General features: G+C 68.8%; 21 protein-coding genes. 13 read left to right on the forward strand and 8 right to left on the reverse strand.

The genetic code is table 11. The features are described from left to right. Window positions 1–10: 10 nt before the first annotated feature. Window positions 11–1,270 (reverse strand): serine--tRNA ligase, encoded by a 1,260-nt coding sequence (gene serS, locus LTV02_RS31060; protein ID WP_233035298.1) that lies wholly within the window; start codon window positions 1,268–1,270, stop codon window positions 11–13. Window positions 1,271–1,581: 311 nt separating this feature from the next. Between serS and LTV02_RS31065 the strand changes: the two genes are divergently transcribed. The 6 genes from LTV02_RS31065 (at window position 1,582) to LTV02_RS31090 (ending at window position 7,221) form a co-directional block, all read left to right on the forward strand. After that, window positions 1,582–3,171 carry a GMC family oxidoreductase gene (locus LTV02_RS31065; RefSeq protein WP_233035299.1) on the forward strand — a complete coding sequence of 530 codons (1,590 nt, stop codon included), beginning with the start codon at window positions 1,582–1,584 and terminating at the stop codon, window positions 3,169–3,171. A 125-nt stretch (window positions 3,172–3,296) separates the two neighbouring features. Further along, window positions 3,297–4,439: a septum formation family protein gene (locus LTV02_RS31070; protein ID WP_408639282.1), complete on the forward strand. Its 1,143-nt coding sequence runs from the start codon at window positions 3,297–3,299 to the stop codon at window positions 4,437–4,439. 31 nt (window positions 4,440–4,470) lie between these two features. Further along, window positions 4,471–4,824, forward strand: a complete 354-nt coding sequence (locus LTV02_RS31075; RefSeq protein WP_233035300.1) for a metallopeptidase family protein — start codon at window positions 4,471–4,473, stop codon at window positions 4,822–4,824. A 52-nt stretch (window positions 4,825–4,876) separates the two neighbouring features. Further along, on the forward strand, window positions 4,877–5,188 hold the full coding sequence (locus LTV02_RS31080) for a PE family protein (protein ID WP_233035301.1): 312 nt from the start codon (window positions 4,877–4,879) through the stop codon (window positions 5,186–5,188). A 15-nt stretch (window positions 5,189–5,203) separates the two neighbouring features. Beyond that, on the forward strand, window positions 5,204–6,385 hold the full coding sequence (locus LTV02_RS31085) for a PPE domain-containing protein (protein ID WP_233035302.1): 1,182 nt from the start codon (window positions 5,204–5,206) through the stop codon (window positions 6,383–6,385). Continuing rightward, complete coding sequence (locus LTV02_RS31090; RefSeq protein ID WP_233035303.1) at window positions 6,382–7,221, forward strand: ESX secretion-associated protein EspG; 840 nt, start codon at window positions 6,382–6,384, stop codon at window positions 7,219–7,221. Before LTV02_RS31085 ends, LTV02_RS31090 begins: the two co-directional genes overlap by 4 nt. Before the next feature lie 4 nt (window positions 7,222–7,225). Here the strand turns inward: LTV02_RS31090 and LTV02_RS31095 are convergent, their stop codons facing one another. The 3 genes from LTV02_RS31095 to LTV02_RS31105 form a co-directional block, all read right to left on the reverse strand. Further along, on the reverse strand, window positions 7,226–7,888 hold the full coding sequence (locus tag LTV02_RS31095) for a histidine phosphatase family protein (RefSeq protein ID WP_067718013.1): 663 nt from the start codon (window positions 7,886–7,888) through the stop codon (window positions 7,226–7,228). Then, complete coding sequence (pheA, locus tag LTV02_RS31100) at window positions 7,885–8,802, reverse strand: prephenate dehydratase (RefSeq protein WP_233035304.1); 918 nt, start codon at window positions 8,800–8,802, stop codon at window positions 7,885–7,887. Before pheA ends, LTV02_RS31095 begins: the two co-directional genes overlap by 4 nt. 136 nt (window positions 8,803–8,938) lie before the next feature. Then, entirely contained in the window at window positions 8,939–9,352 is a 414-nt protein-coding gene (locus LTV02_RS31105) for a hypothetical protein (protein ID WP_233035305.1), read from the reverse strand. A 104-nt stretch (window positions 9,353–9,456) separates the two neighbouring features. On the opposite strand from LTV02_RS31105, the gene LTV02_RS31110 reads away from it, so the two are divergent. From LTV02_RS31110 to LTV02_RS31125, 4 genes are all read left to right on the forward strand, one after another. Beyond that, window positions 9,457–10,230, forward strand: a complete 774-nt coding sequence (locus LTV02_RS31110) for a DUF2470 domain-containing protein (protein ID WP_067718007.1) — start codon at window positions 9,457–9,459, stop codon at window positions 10,228–10,230. Window positions 10,231–10,286: 56 nt separating this feature from the next. Beyond that, window positions 10,287–11,078 carry a CPBP family intramembrane glutamic endopeptidase gene (locus LTV02_RS31115; protein ID WP_067718005.1) on the forward strand — a complete coding sequence of 264 codons (792 nt, stop codon included), beginning with the start codon at window positions 10,287–10,289 and terminating at the stop codon, window positions 11,076–11,078. 84 nt (window positions 11,079–11,162) lie between these two features. After that, window positions 11,163–12,728 carry an LCP family glycopolymer transferase gene (locus LTV02_RS31120; protein ID WP_456299810.1) on the forward strand — a complete coding sequence of 522 codons (1,566 nt, stop codon included), beginning with the start codon at window positions 11,163–11,165 and terminating at the stop codon, window positions 12,726–12,728. Between the two features lie 93 nt (window positions 12,729–12,821). Then, a complete protein-coding gene (locus tag LTV02_RS31125; RefSeq protein ID WP_067717998.1) occupies window positions 12,822–13,370 on the forward strand; it encodes a ferritin in 549 nt (182 codons plus the stop codon). A gap of 344 nt (window positions 13,371–13,714) precedes the next feature. Here LTV02_RS31125 and LTV02_RS31130 read toward each other — a convergent pair whose 3' ends face one another. The 4 genes from LTV02_RS31130 to LTV02_RS31145 all read right to left on the reverse strand — a co-directional run bounded on the left by LTV02_RS31130 (window position 13,715) and on the right by LTV02_RS31145 (window position 17,176). After that, window positions 13,715–14,632 (reverse strand): DUF5926 family protein, encoded by a 918-nt coding sequence (locus LTV02_RS31130; RefSeq protein WP_233035306.1) that lies wholly within the window; start codon window positions 14,630–14,632, stop codon window positions 13,715–13,717. A gap of 192 nt (window positions 14,633–14,824) precedes the next feature. After that, on the reverse strand, window positions 14,825–15,592 hold the full coding sequence (locus LTV02_RS31135) for a glycerophosphodiester phosphodiesterase (RefSeq protein WP_233035307.1): 768 nt from the start codon (window positions 15,590–15,592) through the stop codon (window positions 14,825–14,827). Then, window positions 15,589–16,779 carry a DUF4328 domain-containing protein gene (locus LTV02_RS31140; RefSeq protein WP_233035308.1) on the reverse strand — a complete coding sequence of 397 codons (1,191 nt, stop codon included), beginning with the start codon at window positions 16,777–16,779 and terminating at the stop codon, window positions 15,589–15,591. Before LTV02_RS31140 ends, LTV02_RS31135 begins: the two co-directional genes overlap by 4 nt. Window positions 16,780–16,810: 31 nt before the next feature. Further along, on the reverse strand, window positions 16,811–17,176 hold the full coding sequence (locus LTV02_RS31145) for a rhodanese-like domain-containing protein (RefSeq protein ID WP_408639434.1): 366 nt from the start codon (window positions 17,174–17,176) through the stop codon (window positions 16,811–16,813). 309 nt (window positions 17,177–17,485) lie between these two features. Between LTV02_RS31145 and LTV02_RS31150 the strand changes: the two genes are divergently transcribed. From LTV02_RS31150 to LTV02_RS31160, 3 genes are all read left to right on the forward strand, one after another. Continuing rightward, window positions 17,486–18,097 carry a hypothetical protein gene (locus LTV02_RS31150; RefSeq protein ID WP_233035310.1) on the forward strand — a complete coding sequence of 204 codons (612 nt, stop codon included), beginning with the start codon at window positions 17,486–17,488 and terminating at the stop codon, window positions 18,095–18,097. A gap of 255 nt (window positions 18,098–18,352) precedes the next feature. Beyond that, window positions 18,353–18,973, forward strand: a complete 621-nt coding sequence (locus tag LTV02_RS31155; protein ID WP_233035311.1) for a superoxide dismutase — start codon at window positions 18,353–18,355, stop codon at window positions 18,971–18,973. A 295-nt stretch (window positions 18,974–19,268) separates the two neighbouring features. Further along, a complete protein-coding gene (locus tag LTV02_RS31160; RefSeq protein WP_233035312.1) occupies window positions 19,269–19,790 on the forward strand; it encodes a peptidase in 522 nt (173 codons plus the stop codon). Window positions 19,791–20,078 lie beyond the last annotated feature (288 nt).

The following is a 20,078-nucleotide window of genomic DNA, read 5'->3' on the forward strand; positions in this document are numbered from 1 at the left end:
TCACCGGAGCTCAGCGCGGTTCGAGAACTTCCGTACCCACGAAAGGCACCAGGGCGGCAGGGACTTTGACCGAACCGTCGGCCTGCTGGTGGTTTTCGAGAATGGAAACGATCCACCGCGTGGTCGCCAGGGTGCCGTTCAAAGTCGCGGCGGTCTGCGGTTTGTTGTTCTCGTCGCGGTAGCGCACATTCAGGCGGCGGCCCTGGAAAGTGGTGCAATTCGAGGTCGAGGTGAGCTCGCGGTAGGTCCGCTGGGTGGGGACCCAGCCCTCGCAGTCGAACTTGCGGGCGGCCGAGCTGCCCAGGTCGCCCGCGGCCACGTCGATGACCCGGTAGGGCACCTCGACGGCGGCCAGCATTTCCTTCTCCCAGGCCAGCAGGCGCTGATGTTCGGCGGCGGCGTCCTCCGGCTTGGTGTAGACGAACATCTCCACCTTGTCGAACTGGTGCACGCGGATGATGCCGCGGGTGTCCTTGCCGTAGCTGCCCGCTTCCCGGCGGAAGCACGACGACCAGCCGGCGTAGCGCTTGGCGCCGCCGCTCAGGTCCAGGATCTCGTTCGAGTGGTAGCCGGCCAGGGGCACCTCCGAGGTGCCGACCAGGTACAGGTCGTCCTCTTCCAGGTGGTAGACCTCGGCGGCGTGCTGGCCCAGGAAGCCGGTGCCGGCCATGATCTCCGGGCGCACCAGCACCGGCGGGATCATCATGGTGAAACCGTTGGCGACCGCCTTCTGCGCGGCCAGCTGCAGCAGGCCGAGCTGCAGCAGGGCGCCGTAGCCGGTGAGGAAGTAGAAGCGCGCGCCCGAGACCTTGGCGCCGCGTTCCATGTCGATGACGCCCAGCGATTCACCCAGTTCCAGGTGGTCCTTGGGCTCGAAATCGAATTCGCGCGGGGCGCCGACCGTTTCGAGCACGATGTAGTCGTCCTCGCCGCCGGCGGGCGCGCCCTCCTGCACCACGTTCGAGATGGCGCGCTGGGCGGTGTCCATGACGGCGTCGGCGGCGTTCTCCGCGGCCTCGGCTTCCTTGACCTTCGCCGACAGCTCCTGGCCGGTGGCCAGCAGGGCGGGGCGCTCCTCGGCGGACGCCTTGCCGACCTTCTTGCCGAGCGCCTTCTGTTCGGCGCGCAGACCGTCGGCCGTGGCGACCGCCGCGCGGCGGGCCACATCCGCCTCGAGCAGGGAGTCCACCAGGGCCGGGTCCTCGCCACGAGCGCGCTGCGAGGCGCGGACCACGTCTGGATTCTCCCGCAGGAATCGAAGGTCGATCATAGGTAACCAGCCTAATAGGCCCGGGGGCTGTGCTTATTTTGCCCTCCGCTTCGCTCCGGGCGGGTTCGCGGCCTTCATGTCTCGTTCTTCCCTCCTTCCGCTCCCCCGCTTCGCTCCTCCGCTCCACTCAGTCCAGAACGAGACGGCCGCGAACTGGGGCGTGGGCGTTCCGGGGGAGTTTTCGTGCGGATCCTCGCATTCCGGGGCGCGGGGACGTGCTCGCCGCCATAGTCTGTGGTCATGGGGACCGAGGCGGGCGCTAGGACGACGGCCGCTGTCCCCGTTCAGCACCTCTCCGAGGAGTCATCATCATGCCGCAATACACCCCGAGCACAACGGATTTCGTCGTCGTCGGTGCCGGATCGGCGGGAGCCGCCGTCGCCGCACGGCTGAGCGATCGACCGGGCGTCAGTGTCGTCGTCCTGGAGGCGGGCGGTGAGGACAGCGACAAGATGGCGCATATCCCCGCCGCGTTCCACACCCTGTTCCAAGGGCCCAACGACTGGAACTACCGGACCGAGCCGCAGCCGGAACTGAGTGGGCGGCAAGTCTATTGGCCGCGCGGGAAGATGCTCGGCGGCTCGTCGTCCATGAACGCCATGATGTGGGTGCGCGGGTTCGCCGCCGACTACGACGAATGGGGTCGCTACGCCGGGCCCGAATGGTCGTTCGAGCAGGTGCTGCCGTATTTCCGGCGGATGGAGAGCGTCGAGCGGGCCAGCGGGCCGAGCGAGGGCGCCGACGGGCCGCTGCACATCTCGGCGCAGCGCAGCCCGCGGCCCATCACCCACGAATACCTGCAGGCGGCCAGCCAGGCCGGTTATCCGCTGGAGCGCGCCAATCTCGATGAGCCGCAAGGGTTCACGCAGACGATGGTGAACCAGAAGCGGGGGGCGCGCTGGAGCACGGCGGACGCCTACCTGCGGCCGGCGCTGCAGCAGCACCGCGATCTCACCGTGGTCACCGACGCGCACGTGACGCGGGTGCTCTTCGAGGGCAAGCGGGCGGTCGGGGTGGAATTCCGGATCGGCGACGAGATCAAGACCATCAAGGCCAAGCGCGAGGTGGTGCTCTCCGGCGGGGCGATCAATACCCCGCAGCTGCTCATGCTGTCCGGTATCGGCGACGGGGACAAGCTGCGCGAACTGGGAATCGCGGTGCTGCAACATCTTCCGGAGGTCGGGCAGAACCTGCGCGATCACCTGGCGGCGCCGATCGTGTACCGCACCCGGGGCGGCAGCCTGTTCGGGGCCGACAAGAATCTGCTGGAACTCGGCAACTATCTGCTGCGGCGGCGCGGACAGCTCACCTCCAATGTCGGCGAGGCGTACGGATTCGTGCGCAGCCGTGAGGATCTGGACCTGCCGGATCTGGAGCTCATCTTCGGGCCCGCGCCCTATATCGGCGAGGGGCTGGGCGATCCGGACGGGCACGCGCTGACCTTCGCGGCGGTGCTGCTCAAGCCCAAGTCGATCGGCACCATCGCGCTGAACTCGCCGGATCCGTTCGAGGCGCCCCGGATCAATCCGTATTACTGCAGTGAGGCCGAGGATCGCGCGGCGCTGCTGGCGGGACTGCGGATCTGCGTGAACCTGGCCTCGCAGCCGGCGCTGAAGGAGCACATCGGCGAGCTCATGCAACCGGCGGTGCCGTCCAGCACGCCGATGGACGAGGTGCTGCGGCGCTGCCTGGAAGACCATTCGCACACGCTGTACCACCCGGTCGGCACCTGCCGGATGGCCACCGACGACAGCGGCGTGGTGGATCCGCAGCTGCGGGTGCGCGGGATCGAAGGGCTGCGCATCGCCGACACCTCGGTCATGCCGGTGATCACCCGCGGGCACACCCACGCCCCGGCGGTGCTCATCGGCGAGAAGGCCGCGGATCTGATTCTGAACTGAGCTTTTCGGACGGCTCGACTCGTGAACCGTCACGTCGGATCGAAGTACGCATCGATTCGGCGTGGCGTGCGCGAGGATCCGTAGCTCGTGGCGGCGGTGGCTCCTCGCTGCAATGATGGAGCGCGATGTCCGACGAACAGATGCCTCCGTCGCCCGAGTGGCCGTCCGACCGTCCCAAGTCCCGGGGCGGAAAATCCGGCGGTCTGCTCGGCCCGCTGCATGCCCTGCGCGCCAAGCTCGACACCAACAGCGCGCTGTCGGCCCCCACCATGCGCTGGGGTCTGCTCGCCGTCGCCGGCGGCGCGGTGCTCGCGGCCCTGCTCACCCTGGTCTTCACCGGTTTCGACTCGAATCGCATCGAGGCGCACACCCCGGGCGCGGCCCAGCCCACCGGCGCGGTCGCGGGCGCGGCCTTCGGCACCGCCTCGCAGGGCGACTGCCTGAGCTGGAGCAAGCCGAACGCCAGCGACCTGGTGAAGGTGGACTGCTCCAACAAGCATCTGTTCGAGGTCACCGAGGACGTCGACCTGAGCAAGTACCCGGGCGTCGAATTCGGGCCCGGCTCCCGCTTTCCCGATTCGCTGCGCTTCACCGAACTGCGCGACGAGCACTGCGTCAGCGCCGCCCAGTCCTATCTCGGCGGCAAACTGGACCCGCGCGGCAAGTTCGTCGTCGGCCTGATCAATCCGGGCGAGGCGGGCTGGAAGGCGGGCGAGCGCACGCTGCGCTGCGGCCTGCAGGTGGCCGGCAGCTCCGGCACCGCCACCCATCCGATCAGCGGCAGCGTGCGAGAGTCCAATCAGTCCAAGGTCTTCGACGCCGGCACCTGCGTGGGCATCAGCCGCAATCTGCCGACCGATCCGATCGACTGCGCCAAGTCGCACGCCTTCGAGATCGTCTCCACCGTGGATCTGGGCACCCGCTTCACCGGCGGCCCGCCGTCCAAGGACGAGCAGGACAAGTTCATGGAGGAGGCCTGCGCCAAGGACTCCACCGACTACCTCGGCTCCGCGGACGCGCTGCGCAACAAGACCCTCACCCTGTTCTGGGATTTCCTCGACACCCGCAGCTGGCTGGCCGGCAGCCGCAGCCTGAACTGCATGATCGGCAAGGGCGCGGACCAGGAGGGCTTCGCGGCCATCACCGGTTCGGCGCGCGGCGAGATCCTGATCGACGGCCAGGCCCCGGTGCCGCCGCCGAACAACGGCCGCTCCACGCCGTCGCCACTACCCGGCGCCGCCCCGCCCGTCATCCCGCAGCCGCGATGATCGACGGTTCGCCGGGGCGGAACGGATAGGCATGCCGGTCTCCATGTCCGACGACCGCTTCGAGGAGCTGGTCGGGGAATCGCTGGATCTGATTCCGCCGGAGCTGGCGCGGGCCATCGACAATGTGGTGGTGCTCATCGAGCCGCGCAGCGACGAGGACCCGCACCTGCTCGGGCTCTATCACGGAATAGCGCTCACCGACCGGGACTACAGCCACTATGCCGGGGCCTTGCCGGACACCATCACCATCTATCGCGAAGCCATCCTGGAGATGTGTCACAGCGAAGAAGAGGTGGTGGAGGAGGTGGCAATCACAGTGATTCACGAGATAGCGCACTATTTCGGGATTGACGACGACCGCCTTCATCAGCTGGGATGGGGCTGAAAGTCACGGCAGCTGGAAATTAGCTGGCGGGGGAATCGAAGGGAGTCCGCGCATGGTCGGCCACGTGCACGTACAGGCCGAGGTCGTCCTCGCCGCCGCTCTGGAGCTCGATCTGCTCGCCGAACGGCTGGCCGCCGCCTCGTCCTTCGCCGGACCTACCACCCACGTGCTGCCCTCGGGCACCGAAGAGGTGTCGTTCCTGGCCGCCGGGCATTTCAATCAGGCCGCGCTGAGCCATGATCGGGCCGTCGCGCAGGGCATTCTCGAACTCCATCACGCCGCCGCCACGCTGCGCGGTCAGCTCGCGCAGTACATCGCGCAGGACGCCGTGCGCGCGGTCGGCATCGCCGCCGTCCAGGTCTAGAGGGGGGAAGCTCGCATGACGCTGGGAATCACCGGGGTGTTCTGGCTGCCCCGCATGGCCGAACTGAATTCCGTCTCGCTGAACGCGGGCGCGCACGCGATTCCGATCGCGGCCGCGGGCAGTTCGTGGGGCGTGCTGACCGCCGCCTGGGTGGACGCCACCGCGACCGTGGCCCGGGTCATGGCCGAACTGGGCGTCGGACTGCAGGGCATCAACGGGCTCAATGTGCTGGGCCGGCTCACCGGGTTCAACCTGTGGGCCGAGCAGCAGGGCGTGATGGCCGCGGTGATGGCGGGTAAGGCCGCGTTCAATGCCACCGCGTACACCGTGGCGTCCATCGCCATGCCGAGCCTGCCGGAGATCGCGCTGGTCGAGGCGGCACGGGTGGCCGCGCACTCCACCGGCGGCGCGCTCAACGGGACCGCCGAAGCGGCCGAGGCGGCCAAGCTGGCCTTGGATATCCGGGCCGCACTGGTCATGGAGACCTACGAGGCGGCGACCACGTTCATGGTCACCACGCCCGGCGAGTTCCTGATGCCGCCGCCGATCGCGATGGGCGCGGGGTCGGCGAATGGCGGGGACGCGTTCGGCACCGGGGGCGGGGATCCGATTCAGATGGCCGTGACGGCGGCGACCGCGCTGGCCAACAATCCGGCCGTGATGAGTGCGCTCTCGCAGGTCGGGCAGGTGGCGGGAACCGTGGTCACCACGGGCGCGTCGAGTGTCGGGCAGGTGGCGAGCAGTGCGGTCACGGCCATCACCAATGCGGTGACGCAGACTTCCGCGGGCGGAGCGGCGCAGCTGCCGATGATGGCGGGCGCGAGCGTCGCCGCCGGTGGCGCGGCGTCGGTGAGCACGCGCGCGGCCTCCTTCGGCAGCGGCGGGGTGAGCATCGGAAACGGCGGCGGGACATTGAAACTGCCCGAGGGCTGGGGTGCGGGAGCTTCGATCGGCGGCGGCGCGCCGGCTGCCGCGCCGGTCACGGCCGTGGCGGAACCGGTCGCGGTGGCGGCGAACAACGCTGTGGCGCCGGTGCGGCCCGCCAGTTCGGGCAGTCCGCTGCTGGGTGCGCAGGCCGCCAACGACGAGGACGAGACGCACAGCGGCAATGGTTATGGCCGGTCGGTGGAGCACTTCGCCGACGGCCGGGCCATCGCGCCCGCGGTGATCGGCGGCGATCCGATGGATCAGCGGTGACGGTGCTCGGTGCGGGCCGCGGCCCGTCCCAGTTGCGGGCGGTCCTGCTGTCGCTCGACGAAATGCAGTACCTTCAGGAGGCTTTGGCGATCGACGAGCTGCCCGTGGTGCTGAATGCCATGGGGCGCTACGACAATGCGGCCGAGCACGACGCGGCCATGGTCGCGGCCGCCGCCGCGCTCACCGAACGCGGGCTGCTCGACGGTGACGAGGTGCATCCGGAATTGGCCGAGCGGCTGCGGGTGCTGTACCGGCCGCATTGGGTGGTCGCGCTGCGCTGGTACGTGGACGGGCAGGTCAACCGGGGTTGTCTCGCCAAGGGGGACGATTTCGAGGTGATCGTGTTGCGCGGCACCGAGTCCTACATGCTCGACGAAGCCGGGCACGATCTGCCGGGCACACTGCTGGCCGCGATCGGTCCGGCGGATCCGCTGGAGATCAGCGGCATGAACGCGCCCACGGCGGAGATCGCGCCCATTTTCGATGCCGCCGGGGATGTCACCACCACCGCGAATCATCTTGCCCGGGTGGGCAATCCGGCGCGGGACGCGCAGACCCTGGCCGCCGCGCTGGTGCAGGTGCACGCGCACGCCGAGATCGTGGGCGTGGTCTACGCGGACGGTGCGCGCGAGGTCACCGACAATCACGTGGCCGTGTTCGATACCCGGCACGGGCGCTTGCTGGCCACCGCGAGCCGCGCCGACGACGGAACCAAGTGGACCTCGCTGGCGAGCGGCACGCCGGGGCGGCTGCGCACCGCCTTGCAGGACCTGATCACCTCGCTGCCGCTGCGCACCGAATTCCCTGGTGCACAAGAACCGTCGGCTCAGCGCTGACCGATCAGCCCATCGGGTCGTCGCCGGTCGGCGCGATGTCATCACCGAACGGCGGTAGGTAGCGACCCCAGCGGGTGCATTCCCAGCCACCGCCCGCGACCGGTAGCAGTTCGATCGTCTCGGTATTGTCGAGATGGTTGTTGGCGGCGAAACTGCGTGGCACGCCGGTCAATTCGCGTGAGACCAGCCGCATGGCCGCGCCGTGGCTGACCAGGATGACATCCGGGGCGTCCGGATCGGTCAGGTAGTCGGCGCGGATCCGTTCCAGCGCGGGCACATAGCGATCCAGCACGTCCCGCCCGGATTCCCCGCCCGGCACCCGCAGGCTCAGATCGTCGAAATGCCAAGCGTGATAGATGTCCTGGAACGTCTCGTGCGCGTCGCGGGTGTTCAGCCCCTCCAGGTCGCCGAGCTGTACTTCCTGCAATCCTTCGAGCGCCACCAGCGGCACGCCCGTCGCCGCTTCGATATAGCTACCGGTTTGCCGGGCTCGTAATGCCTCCGACGAGAACAACCGCTGCGGCGGATCCACCAGGTTCGCCCCGAACGTCTTCGCCTGCGCCGCACCGCGTTCGGTCAGCGGCAGCCCCGGCAGCCGGGTGTCCAGGATCTTGGCCACATTGCCTTCGGTCTCACCGTGCCGCACCAGTATCAATTTGCCGGTCACAGATCAGCCACCCCCTTCTTGAGGTCGGTCAGCCAGACCGCCGCCGGTTCGTCGGGCGGCGGCGGGGTTCCGGTGGCCGAGGTCGCCGGCCAGGAACCCAGGAAGCGAATCCGGGCGGCGGTGCGGTGCAGGGCTTTCAGGGCCTCGGCGACCGCGGCATCGTCGATATGCCCGACACAGTCCAGATAGAAGCGATAGGTGCCCATCCCGGTGCGGGTGGGCCGCGATTCGATGCGCGTGAGATCGATACCGCGGGTGGCGAATTCGGCGAACGCCCGCATCAGCGAGCCCGGCTCGTTGGCCAGCTCCAGCACGATGGAGGTGCGATCCGCCCCGGTCCGCGGCGGCGCCGGTTGCGGCGGGGTCACCAGCACGAACCGGGTCACCGCTTGATCATGGTCGGCCACGCCCGAAGCCAGCACCGCCAGCCCGCGCCGCTCCCCCGCCAGCAAAGTCGACACCGCCGCATCCGCGTGCCCGGCGACCACATCGTCCGCCGCGGCCGCATTCGAAGCGGACGTATACATCTCGGCCTGCGGCATCCGATGCGCCAGCCACATCCGCACCTGCGCGGCCGCCACCGGATAGGCCGCGACGCGCTTCACGTCGTCGAGCCCGATCCCCGCCCGCCCCACGATCGTGAACGCCACATCCAGCTCGGCCTCGGCGATGATCTGCAACCGCGGCCCCACCGCCAGCGCATCGAGTGTCGGCGCGATGGACCCCTCCACCGAGCTCTCGATCGGGACCACCGCCCCTTCGACCTCCCCGGCCCGCACCAACTCGATCGCCGCGCCCTGACTCGGGGCCGGGACACGCTCGACCTGCCCACCGAATATCCCGGTGGACTCCAGTTTCGCGAGGGCCATCTCGGTGAAAGTTCCAGAGGGCCCGAAGTAGGCGATACGAGGCACGAGAACGAGATTACTTGCGTCCGCCGACCAGCCTCCACGTTTACCCAACTCCCCGGTAACTCGCCCGGTCCTCCGCTCCCGATGCGGCCGACCGGTCCATTGATCGGCCGCCGCGCACCGGTGCCGAGCGGAACCGTCAGGCGAGGGCGGCGAGGGCGGCCGTCACGTCCGGATTGTCGGATTCGATGGCGAGCAGGACGGTACGGAACGCCTCCACGGCGGGTGGCTTCAAGCCCTTCAGAAAGGCCAGATCCGGGGCGGCGAGCGCGGTGCGGATGTCTTCGCCGCAGAGGGCGGCCACCGTGGCGGCGACGATGGCGAGCGCGCGGTCGCCGGAATCGGTGCGGGCGACGAAACCGGTGTCGGCGTGGGCGATTCGGACCAGGAACTCGGAGACGGCCTCGTCATCGGCCGTCAGGTCGAGTACCTCGGCGGTGGGTGCCGCACCGGTGGGGCGAACCAGATCCTCGGTGAGACCGCGCGCGGGGGCGGGCGGCATGGACAGCGAGAGCGCGACCGGCTCGGGCGCGGGAGGCAGATCGTGCGGCACCCGTCCACCGTAGCGAGCCATCTGGTCGATTCGGGCGGGTGTGGGTTGCGCGAGCGACTTGCGTCACTTAGCTTAGGTTTACCTAATTCACGATGGAGGTGCGTATGCCACCCGCGGCTGCCCCGGTTGCCTCACCCACTACCGCCGAGCGCGTGCACAGTGCGTGCAGTAATGCCGAGAGTTCGGTGCTGGCGCTGCCGGGGCTGGATCCGGTGCCGACGTCGGTGCATCGGCTGCGGTTGTGCGGCGACATGGTGATCGCGGTGCCGGCGGAGTCGACGGCGGCGATGCTGGTGGATCGGTGCGGGACGACCGGATCGCCGGCGGTGCTGGAGCTGACCGACAACGCGCCGCTGCCTTTGCGGGAGCCGGTGCGGGCGCTGGTGTGGTTGCGCGGATGGGTGCACGCGGTGCCCTCGCATGCGCAGCGGGCGCTGGCCACGGCGGTCGCGGAAGATCATCCGCATCCGAATCTGCTGGATGTGGGGCATACGTCGGTGCTGTTGCGGCTGGTCATCGACTCGGCGGTGGTGGCGGATACGGCGGGCGCGGATTCGGTGTCGCGGGAACAGCTTCGGGCCGCTCGGCCGGATCCGTTCTGCGGGATGGAGGCAGCTTGGCTGCAGCACCTGCATGCCGATCACGCCGATGTGATCGACCGGCTGGCCCGGCATCTGCCCGCCGACATCCGCCGGGGCGCGCTGGTGCATCCACTGGCCATCGACCGGTACGGGGTCACGCTGCGGGTCGAGGCGATCGACCGCGATCACGACATCCGGCTGCCCTTCCACGCGCCGGCCGACGATGTGGAATCGCTGAGCCGCGCGGTACAGACCTTGGCGGGCAACCCCTTCCAGCGCGGCTTGCATCGCATCTGAATCCGGCACGGCACGCCCGGACCGCCGAACCGGACGACTGCCCATAGATTGGCGGCATGGTTTCGGCTGATTCCGCGTCCGCGTGGCCCGCACCCGCGTCCTCCGAGGGCGAGCGGCGGGCGATCCGGATCGAGATCGCGATCGTCCTGGTCGTCACGTTCGGGCTGAGCGGGGCCAGTGCGGCGCTGTCGTTGATCGAGAGCGCGCTCTCGCCCGGTGGGGTGGGCGGGCAGACGGTCGCGCTGAATCCGTCGCGGGCCGCGCAATCCTTTCTGGACCTGCTGTTTCAGCTGTTGAGTGTGGGGCGGCTACTGGGCTGGGCGGCGCTGGGGCTGTACCTGTTGTGGCGCAGCGGGATCGGGCCCCGGGCGATCGGATTGGCGCGGCTGCGGTGGCGTTCGGACGTGCTGCCGGGCCTGGCGCTGGCGGCGGTGATCGGCATCCCGGGGCTCGGGCTGTATCTGATCGCGCACGCGCTGGGCGTGAGCGTCACCATCGTGCCGGGCTCACTGGAACATTGGTGGCGGCTGCCGATGCTGGTGCTCAACGCCTGGGCGAACTCGGCGGCCGAAGAAGTGCTGGTGGTGGCGTATCTGATCACCCGGCTGCGGGCGCTGGGCTGGTCGGAGCACAAATCGCTGCTGGCATCGGCGCTGTTGCGGGGCAGCTATCACCTGTATCAGGGCATCGGGGGCGGGCTCGGAAACCTGGTGATGGGGTTGGTGTTCGGGCGATATTGGCAGCGGACCGACCGGTTGTGGCCGTTGCTGCTGGCGCACGCGCTCATCGACACCATCGCCTATCTCGGCTACGCCGCACTGCGCGGGCACGTGTCCTGGCTGCCGTAATCCCGGTCACGTCCGCCGAAGTCCGATCACCGTAATGCGATTGGAATGAACCGCTCGAGCGCTTCCATCAGTAGGCTTTCCTTGATGAACGGCGACGACCCCCAGCAGTTTGCACGGATGCGCCGGGAGCCGCCGCCGAGACGTTCGGGCGAGCCTCCCGTGCCGCCGCGGCAACCACGAGCAAATCCCGCGCAACCCCAGCGCGGCAATCCCGGCGGCGCGGCGCGCGCGAACGGGAATCCACCGCCCGGCGCGCAGCCCGGCCGGCCGCAGCGGCCGAATGCCGCTCCGCCGCAACGCTCCAACGCCGTGCCCCCGCAGCGCGGCAATGCGGCGCCCCCACCGCGCGGTAATCCGGCGCCACCGCAGCGCGGCAATCCGGCGCCGACACAGCGGGGTAACCCGGGCTCGCCGCAGCGCGGCAACGCGTCACCGCAGCAGCGCGGCGGCGCCCCGCAGCGATCCAATGCCGCTGCGCCGCAACGACAGCAGCGCCCGCCCGAGCGGACCCGGAAGATGTGGTCGGACGAGCAGAGTCCGCCGACGACGTACGGGGAATCCCGCGAGGCCGCGCCGGTCACGCACGCGCCGACCCAGCGCCCGGTCCCCTATCGCGAATCCACTCCCCCGCCGCCGCCCTCCCGGCCGGCCAAGCGCGGGGGGCGCGGCGAAGCACCGCGACCGAAACGGCCCAAGCGCAAACGGCACTGGTTCCGCTGGATCCTGGTGTTGCTGCTGCTGATCCTGCTCATGCCGATCGGCGCGGCCATCTATGTGGACACCCACCTGACCCGGATCGACGCGCTCACCAGCTACTCCGGCCGGCCCGGCGACACGCCCGGGACGAATTGGCTGCTGGTGGGTTCGGACAGCCGCGCCGGGCTCTCGACCGAGCAGGAACAGGAGCTGTCCACCGGCGGCGAGGTCGGGTCCGAACGGACCGACACCATCATCCTGGTGCATGTGCCGGAATCCGGTAAGCCGACGCTGGTCAGCCTGCCGCGCGACTCCTACGTGAGCATTCCGGGGCACGGAAAGGACAAGCTCAACGCCTCTTTCGCGTTCGGCGGCCCGCAATTGCTGGTGCAGACCGTGGAGGGAGCGACGGGGCTGCGCATCGACCATTACGCGCAGATCGGGTTCGGCGGCTTCGCCGGCATCGTGGACGCGGTGGGCGGCATCGACATGTGCCTGGACGAGGCCATCGACGATCCGCTGGCCGGTATCGACCTGAAGGCCGGCTGCCAGACGCTGAGCGGCAAGAACGCGCTCGGCTTCGTGCGCAGCCGCGCCACGCCGACCGCCGACCTGCAGCGCATGCTGAATCAGCGCAAGTTCCTGAGCGCCCTGCTGAAGAAGGCGTCCAGTCCGTCCACCCTGCTGAACCCCTTCCGGGCCTGGCCGCTCGTCACCGATACGACGGCCGCGCTCAAGGTCGACAATGGCGCGCACGTGTGGAATCTGGCCTCCCTCGGCCGGGCGCTGAGCGGGGATCCGGTGGCCACCACGGTCCCGGTCGGCGGGTTCACCGACGTCGACGGCAGCGGCAATGTGCTGCTGTGGGACAAGACCAAGGCGAGCAAGTTCTTCGAGGCGCTGGCGGCCGATCAGCAGATCCCGTCGGACCTGATCACCACGGTCCCGAATTAGCTGAAATTAGGCAATACTTGCCTCAATAAGGCTGGGCTCAATAAGGCTGCACTTGGATGACACGCGTTGTGACCAGGGCTAATGTCTTCTCCCATGGCCATCCGTACTCAAACCAAGCGCAGCAAGTTCCACGGTTTGCTGCAGGATCAGATCCGCAACGAATTCAATGCCGAACACCAGTACGTCGCGATCGCGACCTGGTTCGATCACGCGGATCTGCCGGTGCTCGCGAAGTACTTCTACAAGCAGGCCGTCGAAGAGCGCAATCACGCGATGATGATCGCGCAGTACCTGCTGGATCAGGATTTCGGCGTGGAAGTGCCGGCCGTCGATGCCGCGAAATCGCAATTCGAGAATGCCAAGGAGCCGATCGCCCTGGCCCTGGCCCAGGAGGAGACGGTCACCGAACAGATCGTCGCCCTCGCCCGCACCGCCCGGGAAGAAGGCGATTATCAGGGCGAGCAGTTCATGCAGTGGTTCCTGAAGGAGCAGGTCGAGGAAGTCGCCACCATGCGCACCCTCCTCACCGTCGCCGAGCGGGCCAGCGCGAACCTGTTCGATCTGGAGAATTACGTCTCGCGGGAAATGAGTTCCCCGAAGGACGCTTCCGGTTCGCCTTCCGCCGCCGGCGGTTCGCTGTAGTAAATACGAAATGGGCCCGATCCCTTGCGCTGGATCGGGCCCATTCGCATGTTATGAGCGAATTCCGCTCACTTGGCGGAGATGCTGGCGGACAGGGTGGAGACCAGGCCCTTGAGCATGGTGAGAATGGCTTCCATGATTTTCTCCTCATCTAACTCGGTGAGTCTTTCCCTCACCTCCCCCGACCTTCTGGGGTGAACCGAACTTAACCCCATCCCCGGACCGAAATGAGCATTTTTCAAAAAATTGACCGGGAAAAAATTTCGGGCCGTTCGCGGGTGGTTGGAGACCACCCGCGAACGGCCCGATAAGACCAGCTCAACGCTCCTTTCGAGGGCGGCGGATCAGCGCAGCGTGACCTGACGCGAACGCAGGCCGTCGCGCGAACGACGCTCGTCCGAGGACAGCGGGGCATCCGACTTCAGGGCCGCGGCCAGCTTGGCGCCGAACTCGCGCGCCGGGGCCTCCCATTCGGTGGCGTGCCGCTCCGGATCCAGGTCGAAGACCGGGACCAGCAGGCCGTGGGTGCGGAACGAGCCCGCGAAGCGCGAACCCTCGCCCAGGTGCAGGTCACCGGCCGCGTGCAGGCGGGCCAGGGCCAGCATCAGCTGATCCTCGTCCTCCGGGCGCACCCAGCGCAGATGCGCCTTCTCGCCGGCGTCCACCCACCAGGCCGCGCCGATGGCGTCCGCGCCCAGCTCCAGCCGCGCCGACGGCATGATGGCCTGATTGGCCTGCTCGATGGTGGCGGCGACCTGCGGGTCCGGGGTGACGCCCGCGGGCACCCACCAGTTGAAGTCCTGGTGCACGGTCAGGTCCAGGGCGGCGCCGGAATCCAGCACCTCCGAAAGGCTCGGGGCCCCATCCACATTCGCGGCGTCCAGCGATTCGCCCGGCTCGGCGGCCTGGGTCCACAGAATGGCGCTCGCCAGATCGGCGGCCGGATTCGCGGACTGGTGCTGCACCTGGGTGCCGACGAAACCGATCGCCTCGTCCCCGGCTCGCACCAGCGCGGCCACCGCGCCCGGCAGCACCGTGGCCAGCGTGACCGCGCGCTCGGCGCCGACGCTCGGCGACAGCTTCAGCGTCGCGGTCGCGGACGGCACGAATTCGCGGAGCGCGACCAGATCGCATTCCGCGGCCAAGCCCTCGAACGGGCGGGTGACCGTCTGCGCGGCCTGCTCCTGCGCGGCCTTGCGCGCGGCCAGCTTCTGCGCCCGATTACTGTCCGGCTTCGGACTGTTGCGCTTGCTCTTACCCATGAGTGGCAAACCTACAGGGTCGGCTCACACCGACCGGCGATCCCGTGGGGCTTCGCCCCACACCCCGGAAGGGAAAGGGGATTTTGGGGGCAAGCCCCCAAAACCCCGGACGGCGGAACGGGTTCGGGAGTCCTTGCCCGAACGAAGGTTCTGGGTCCACGCCCATGCAGGCGAGCCGACCCGGCCGCGCGATTACGCGGCGGGGAGCAGGCCCTTCGTGCGGCCGGGGTGGTTGGTGGCTACCCAGCTGACGCCCAGGTCGGCGCAGAGGCGGACGTCTTCGGGGTCGTCGACGGTCCAGACGTAGGTGGCGCGGCCTGCGGCGGCGGCTTTGTCGACGAGGTCGGGGTGTTCGCGGAGGGTTCGGACCGAGGGGCCGATGGCGGTGGCGCCGACGGTGGTTGCCGCGCCGCCGGAGAGGTAGAGGGAGGATTCGCCGAGCAGGACGGTGGGCAGGAGGGGTGCCGCGCGGCGGATTCGCCAGACGGCGGTGGCGGCGAAGGAGATGACTACCGCGCGGGAGTGGTCGGCGGAGGCGGGGGCGGCGATGCCGTACTTCTGAAGTTGTTCCAGGAGGGTGGTTTCCACCTGTGCGCCGTAGCGGACCGGGTGCTTGGTCTCGATGAAGAGCTTGGTGGGGCGGCTCTTCCAGTCCAGGACCAGCTGGATGAGTTCGTCGAGGGTGAGGACCGAGGCGGGTTCGCCGTCGGCGCCGAAGTCCAAGGCCCGCAACTCGTCCAGGGTCATCTCGCTGACCGCGCCGGCACCGTTGGAGGTGCGGTCCACGGTGCGGTCGTGCACGCAGACCAGTACGCCGTCCTTGGTCAGCCGGACATCGCATTCGACGCCGTCGGCGCCCTCCTGCAGGGCGAGTTCGTATGCGGCGAGGGTGTGTTCGGGTCGCGCCGCCGACGCCCCCCGGTGCGCGACCACGAACGGCGCGCGACTGGCCCGGCTCACTTCGCCAATACCTCCTCATGTTCGGATTCCGGCGCCCGCTCGGAATCGGCGAGGCCGGATTCCGAATCGGATGCGGTGGCCTCATCATTCCCGACGGCGGCCCCGGGCGCGCGTCCGGTGGAATCCGATGCCCGATCGGCGGGCTGCACCGGTTCGATCACCGGCTGCGCCGGGGCGGTCGCGGGCAGCCAGCGGGTGACGGCGGTGGGGCGGCCGCGCAGATCCTGTCCGGCGAAGGCGCGCACCAGGCCCAGGGTCAGCACCGCGACGCCCGCGGCGACCAGGTTCGTCCACATGGCGACGAGGACGCCATCGGCTTTGACCTGCAGCGAGTCCGCGAAACGGTACAGCTGGGAGATCACGACCAGCAGACCGTTGAGAACCCAAGCCGCCCACCAGATCCGGACCGTCTGCAGCAGGCGCGGATCGGCCTCCGACTCCGTGCCGGGATGCGCGGCAGCGGGACGGCGCGAAGCTCGAGTGCCCTGCGGGGTCGCGGTGTCCGCGCCGAACCCACGCAGCCGGGCGGCCTCGGTGAGGAAGACCCCCGGGAAGATCAGGTTCACGCCGGGGATCAAGCACCCCGCCGCGATCAGCCGCGGCGAACGCGGATCGTGTTGCCCCCGCGCGGCATACAGCGCATCCCGGGTGCGCACCAGCCACCCCACCAGCGCCACGGCGGTGGCCAGGGCGAATACGAGAGACAGCACCGCGGTCGCGTACACGGCGATATCCGACGCCCACAGCACGGCCGGATGGATCAGCCGGGTGCGATTGCGCAGCAGCACCCCGTAGCGGCCCAGCTCGGCGACGGCGGCCAGCACGAACAGCGCGATGGTGGCGTACAGCAGCTGGTGCAGGCGATCGGTGAACGGCGACAGCGCGTTCCGGGGCTCCGGCGCGACCGCGGCCGGCCGGTCCCGCAGGCCCCAGCGCGGAATCTCGGTGTAGCGCGGCGTCTCCCGGCTCGCGGCGGCGCGCGCCGGACCTCCCGCCGGATGACTCCTGCGGCCGGGCGGGCGCGCCACCCAGCGGTAGTTGCGCCGTTCGGCCGGCGCGTCCACCGGTGCGGGTGAGAGCAGCACGCCGTGGCAGCGGGGGCACCAGTGCAGCGGTTTGCCCTGCACGGCCCAGCGGGCGCCGCAGCGGGCACACGGCTGTACAACCGCGGATCGCGAGTCGGCCACTCGTCCCCCTGTCATCGGTGAGTCGTCGTCATCAGTAGATCTTGGCCTCGGCGCCCGCGCCGGTGAGCGGCCGCCCGGTCTGCTGCCAGGCCACCATGCCGCCGGTGACATGCACGGCTTCGTAGCCGAGTTGTTCCAGGTACTGCACCGCGGTGATGGAACGCCCGCCCTGCCGGCAGATCACGTAGATCTGGGCGTCGATATCCAGCTCGTCGATCCGTGCCGGGACGTCCACGAGCGGGATGTGCACCGCGCCCGGCGCGTGCCCGAGCTGCCATTCGTCGTCCTCGCGTACATCGAGGAGCTGGGCGGGCAGGGGCTGCGCGCCGGCCCACGGCTCGGTCGTGTCGAACTCCGCCGGGACGGCGTCGATCGGCACCGAGGGGACATGGGGCATCGTCACACTTTCGATCCTGCCACGTGGTCAAGGGCGCCGTGGAGTCCTGTGCATAGCCGGACACCAGTTATCCACATAATCCACAACCTGATCCACAGCTTCAGAGTCGTCCGGAATGTCCGGTCGGCCGATCCGGAAGTCCCCTCCACGTTCCGGAGCGGCCGACCGCACCGAGGGCCGCGCCCCGGCCCTCATCTACTCTGACGCGCCCGCTCACGCCGTGGTTCCGTTCGGATTCGAAAAAAACGACAACACTACCGAAAAACGGAAATCCTCGGCCCGGCCAGGCCGGATCGGTAGCCTGGCGCTATGACTGTGAGCAGGGGGCTACTCGACGGACTGGACATCACCGGACTCAGCACCGCGCTGTCCGAGGCGACCTGCCTCGGGATCGACGTCGACAAACAAGCCCGGACCCTACGGCTGGAACTCGACGTCCTCACCCTCCCCGTCGACGGGCCGCCGCCGGCGGACTGCGACGTCTACCTCACCCTGACCGGCGTCAGCCGGGTCGCCGCCTCGCTGCGGCGGCAGCGCTGGGACGACCTGGAACCGGTCGTGCTGCCGCTCGAACTGGACGGCCTGCACGACGCCGTCAACAGCTTCGGCGGCGGCGCGCTGCACGGCTGGGAATTCATCGACCTCGACGAGAACGCCTGGAACCAGTGGCGCAAACTGCTCAGCTTCGACACCACGATCGGCGATGACCCCGCCTCGCACATGCTGGAGTTCTCGCAGGAAGAGGGCATCGATCCGCGCGAACTGGATGTACGGGTGTGGTTCGACGGCCTCTCCGTGACCGATAAACAGGGCAATGACATTCCGCTCGACGAATTCATCGCGGGCGGGGTGCGCTGGTGGAAGGCGCACGACCTCGGCGACCCGCGCACCATGCGGCCGAATATCGTGCCGCCGCTGTAGCCCGAAAGCGGCTCGCGCAGATTCGAATCCGGCCCCGGCCCCGTTGAGGCGCCGGGGCCGGGGTATGCCCGGACCGGGAAGCCGCAGCCCGCAGCGGCCGGCGCCGGTCCATCTGCCCACTCCTCGAGACGATCGGGCCGGCGCCGGAATGTGGGGGCGAACGACCCGGTTGCACCCGAGCGGGTGTACGAATGATGGTTGGGTGCGCTCGATAGGAATCGAGGCACACAGCCCCGACACTGAGGAAGGGACATCGTGGCTGAGTACACGCTGCCGGAACTGGATTACGACTACGACGCTCTGGAGCCTTTCATCTCCGGGCAGATCAACGAGATCCACCACACCAAGCACCATGCCGCCTACGTCGCCGGCGCCAATGCCGCCGTCGAGAAGCTGGAAGCCGCCCGCGAGGCCGGCGACCACGCTGCCATCTTCCTGAACGAGAAGAACCTGGCCTTCCACCTGGGCGGCCACGTCAACCACTCCATCTGGTGGAAGAGCCTGTCGAAGGACGGCGGCGACAAGCCGGTCGGCGAGCTCGAGGCCGCCATCGACAACCAGTTCGGTTCGTTCGACAAGTTCCGCGCGCAGTTCTCCGCGGCCGCCAACGGCCTGCAGGGTTCGGGCTGGGCCTGGCTGGGCTGGGACACCCTGGGCGAGAAGCTGCTCACCTTCCAGCTCACCGACCAGCAGGGCAATGTGCCGCTCGGCATCATCCCGCTGCTCGGCCTGGACATGTGGGAGCACGCCTTCTACCTGCAGTACAAGAACGTGAAGGCGGACTACGTCAACGCGTTCTGGAACGTGGTCAACTGGGCCGAGGTTCAGGACCGCTTCGCGCGTGCCACCCAGCAGGGCAAGGGCCTCATCTTCTGATCCGCCTCTCCGGGACTTCAGCGCCCGGCTGAGAGCCGTTGACTGTTGGCAACGCGTGCCGGCGGTCGGGTGCCAACCCGATTTCGGGCGTACCCGACGAGTTACCCTCGCCGCACGAAATCAGCCGTCACGTGTGCTTAGCCCGCAGACCGATTTCGGTCTGCGGGCTTTTCGCATTTCAGGGGTCCGACTGCTAGCAGTCTTTGGTACTTGTGTGCCAGTTAGTTCGGGGTACAACCTGGACGTCCTACAACAGGATGGGCAGGGCGGCCCCGGATCGATCGGGAGGCACGCGATGAGCGAGCAGATCGGCATCATGCCGTTTCATTCGCGCGGGGCGTTGTGTGGATTCGTCATTTCGGGCCGCTGGCCGGATTCGACCAAGGAATGGGCTCAGGTGCTGGTCCTGGCCGTGCGGGTCGCGAGCCTGCCGGGCCTGCTGCCGACCTCGACGGTGTTCGGGGCGCGCGAGGAACTTCCCGATGATCCCGATCCGGGGATGGTCGGGCTGGTGATCGCCGAAGGGACCGTGCTGGGTGGGGAGGGCTTGCGGCCCGGGCAGTTTGCCGGACATGTGCCACCGGCATTGATCATGTTGCATCCGCCGCGCGAGACGCGGCCTTCGCTGCCCGAGTGCTCCGGCGCGGCATCGGGATGCCTGCTGTTGCCGGGACTCCCCCATCTCGGGCTGGAGCATCGGGCGGCGTGGGTGGAAACCGACAGCGACGGCACCGTCACCTCGATGGTTTCGCGGGTGGGTGTCGATCCGATCAGCGATCCCGACACCGCGGTTCTGGCTATGCTGCTGGCCGCGTAAGGGTTCCCGAAACCTCGCGGCAGCGTGCCCAAACTTATTGCGCGCATTGCGATTTGGGCTACACGTGTTTGCGTGCGCCCGATTTGCCGGGTAGGGTGTGCAACAGCGAAGGGGAGTAGCCCGCAATCGCGTAGTCGACATACTGATCCGCTCTCGGGTCCGGCTGCGTGAACCGGAATCCGGTGGGCGAGACCTTCGGCCGATTGCAAACCAAACCGTTTTACCGGTGCGGTGTCGGCTGAAGCGCCCCCCGCATTTCAGCCGACAGGCCGGAGACCTGGGAGCTGA

Origin of the sequence: Nocardia yamanashiensis (genome assembly GCF_021183565.1) — a bacterium.
GTDB classification, from domain to species: Bacteria; Actinomycetota; Actinomycetes; order Mycobacteriales; family Mycobacteriaceae; genus Nocardia; species Nocardia yamanashiensis.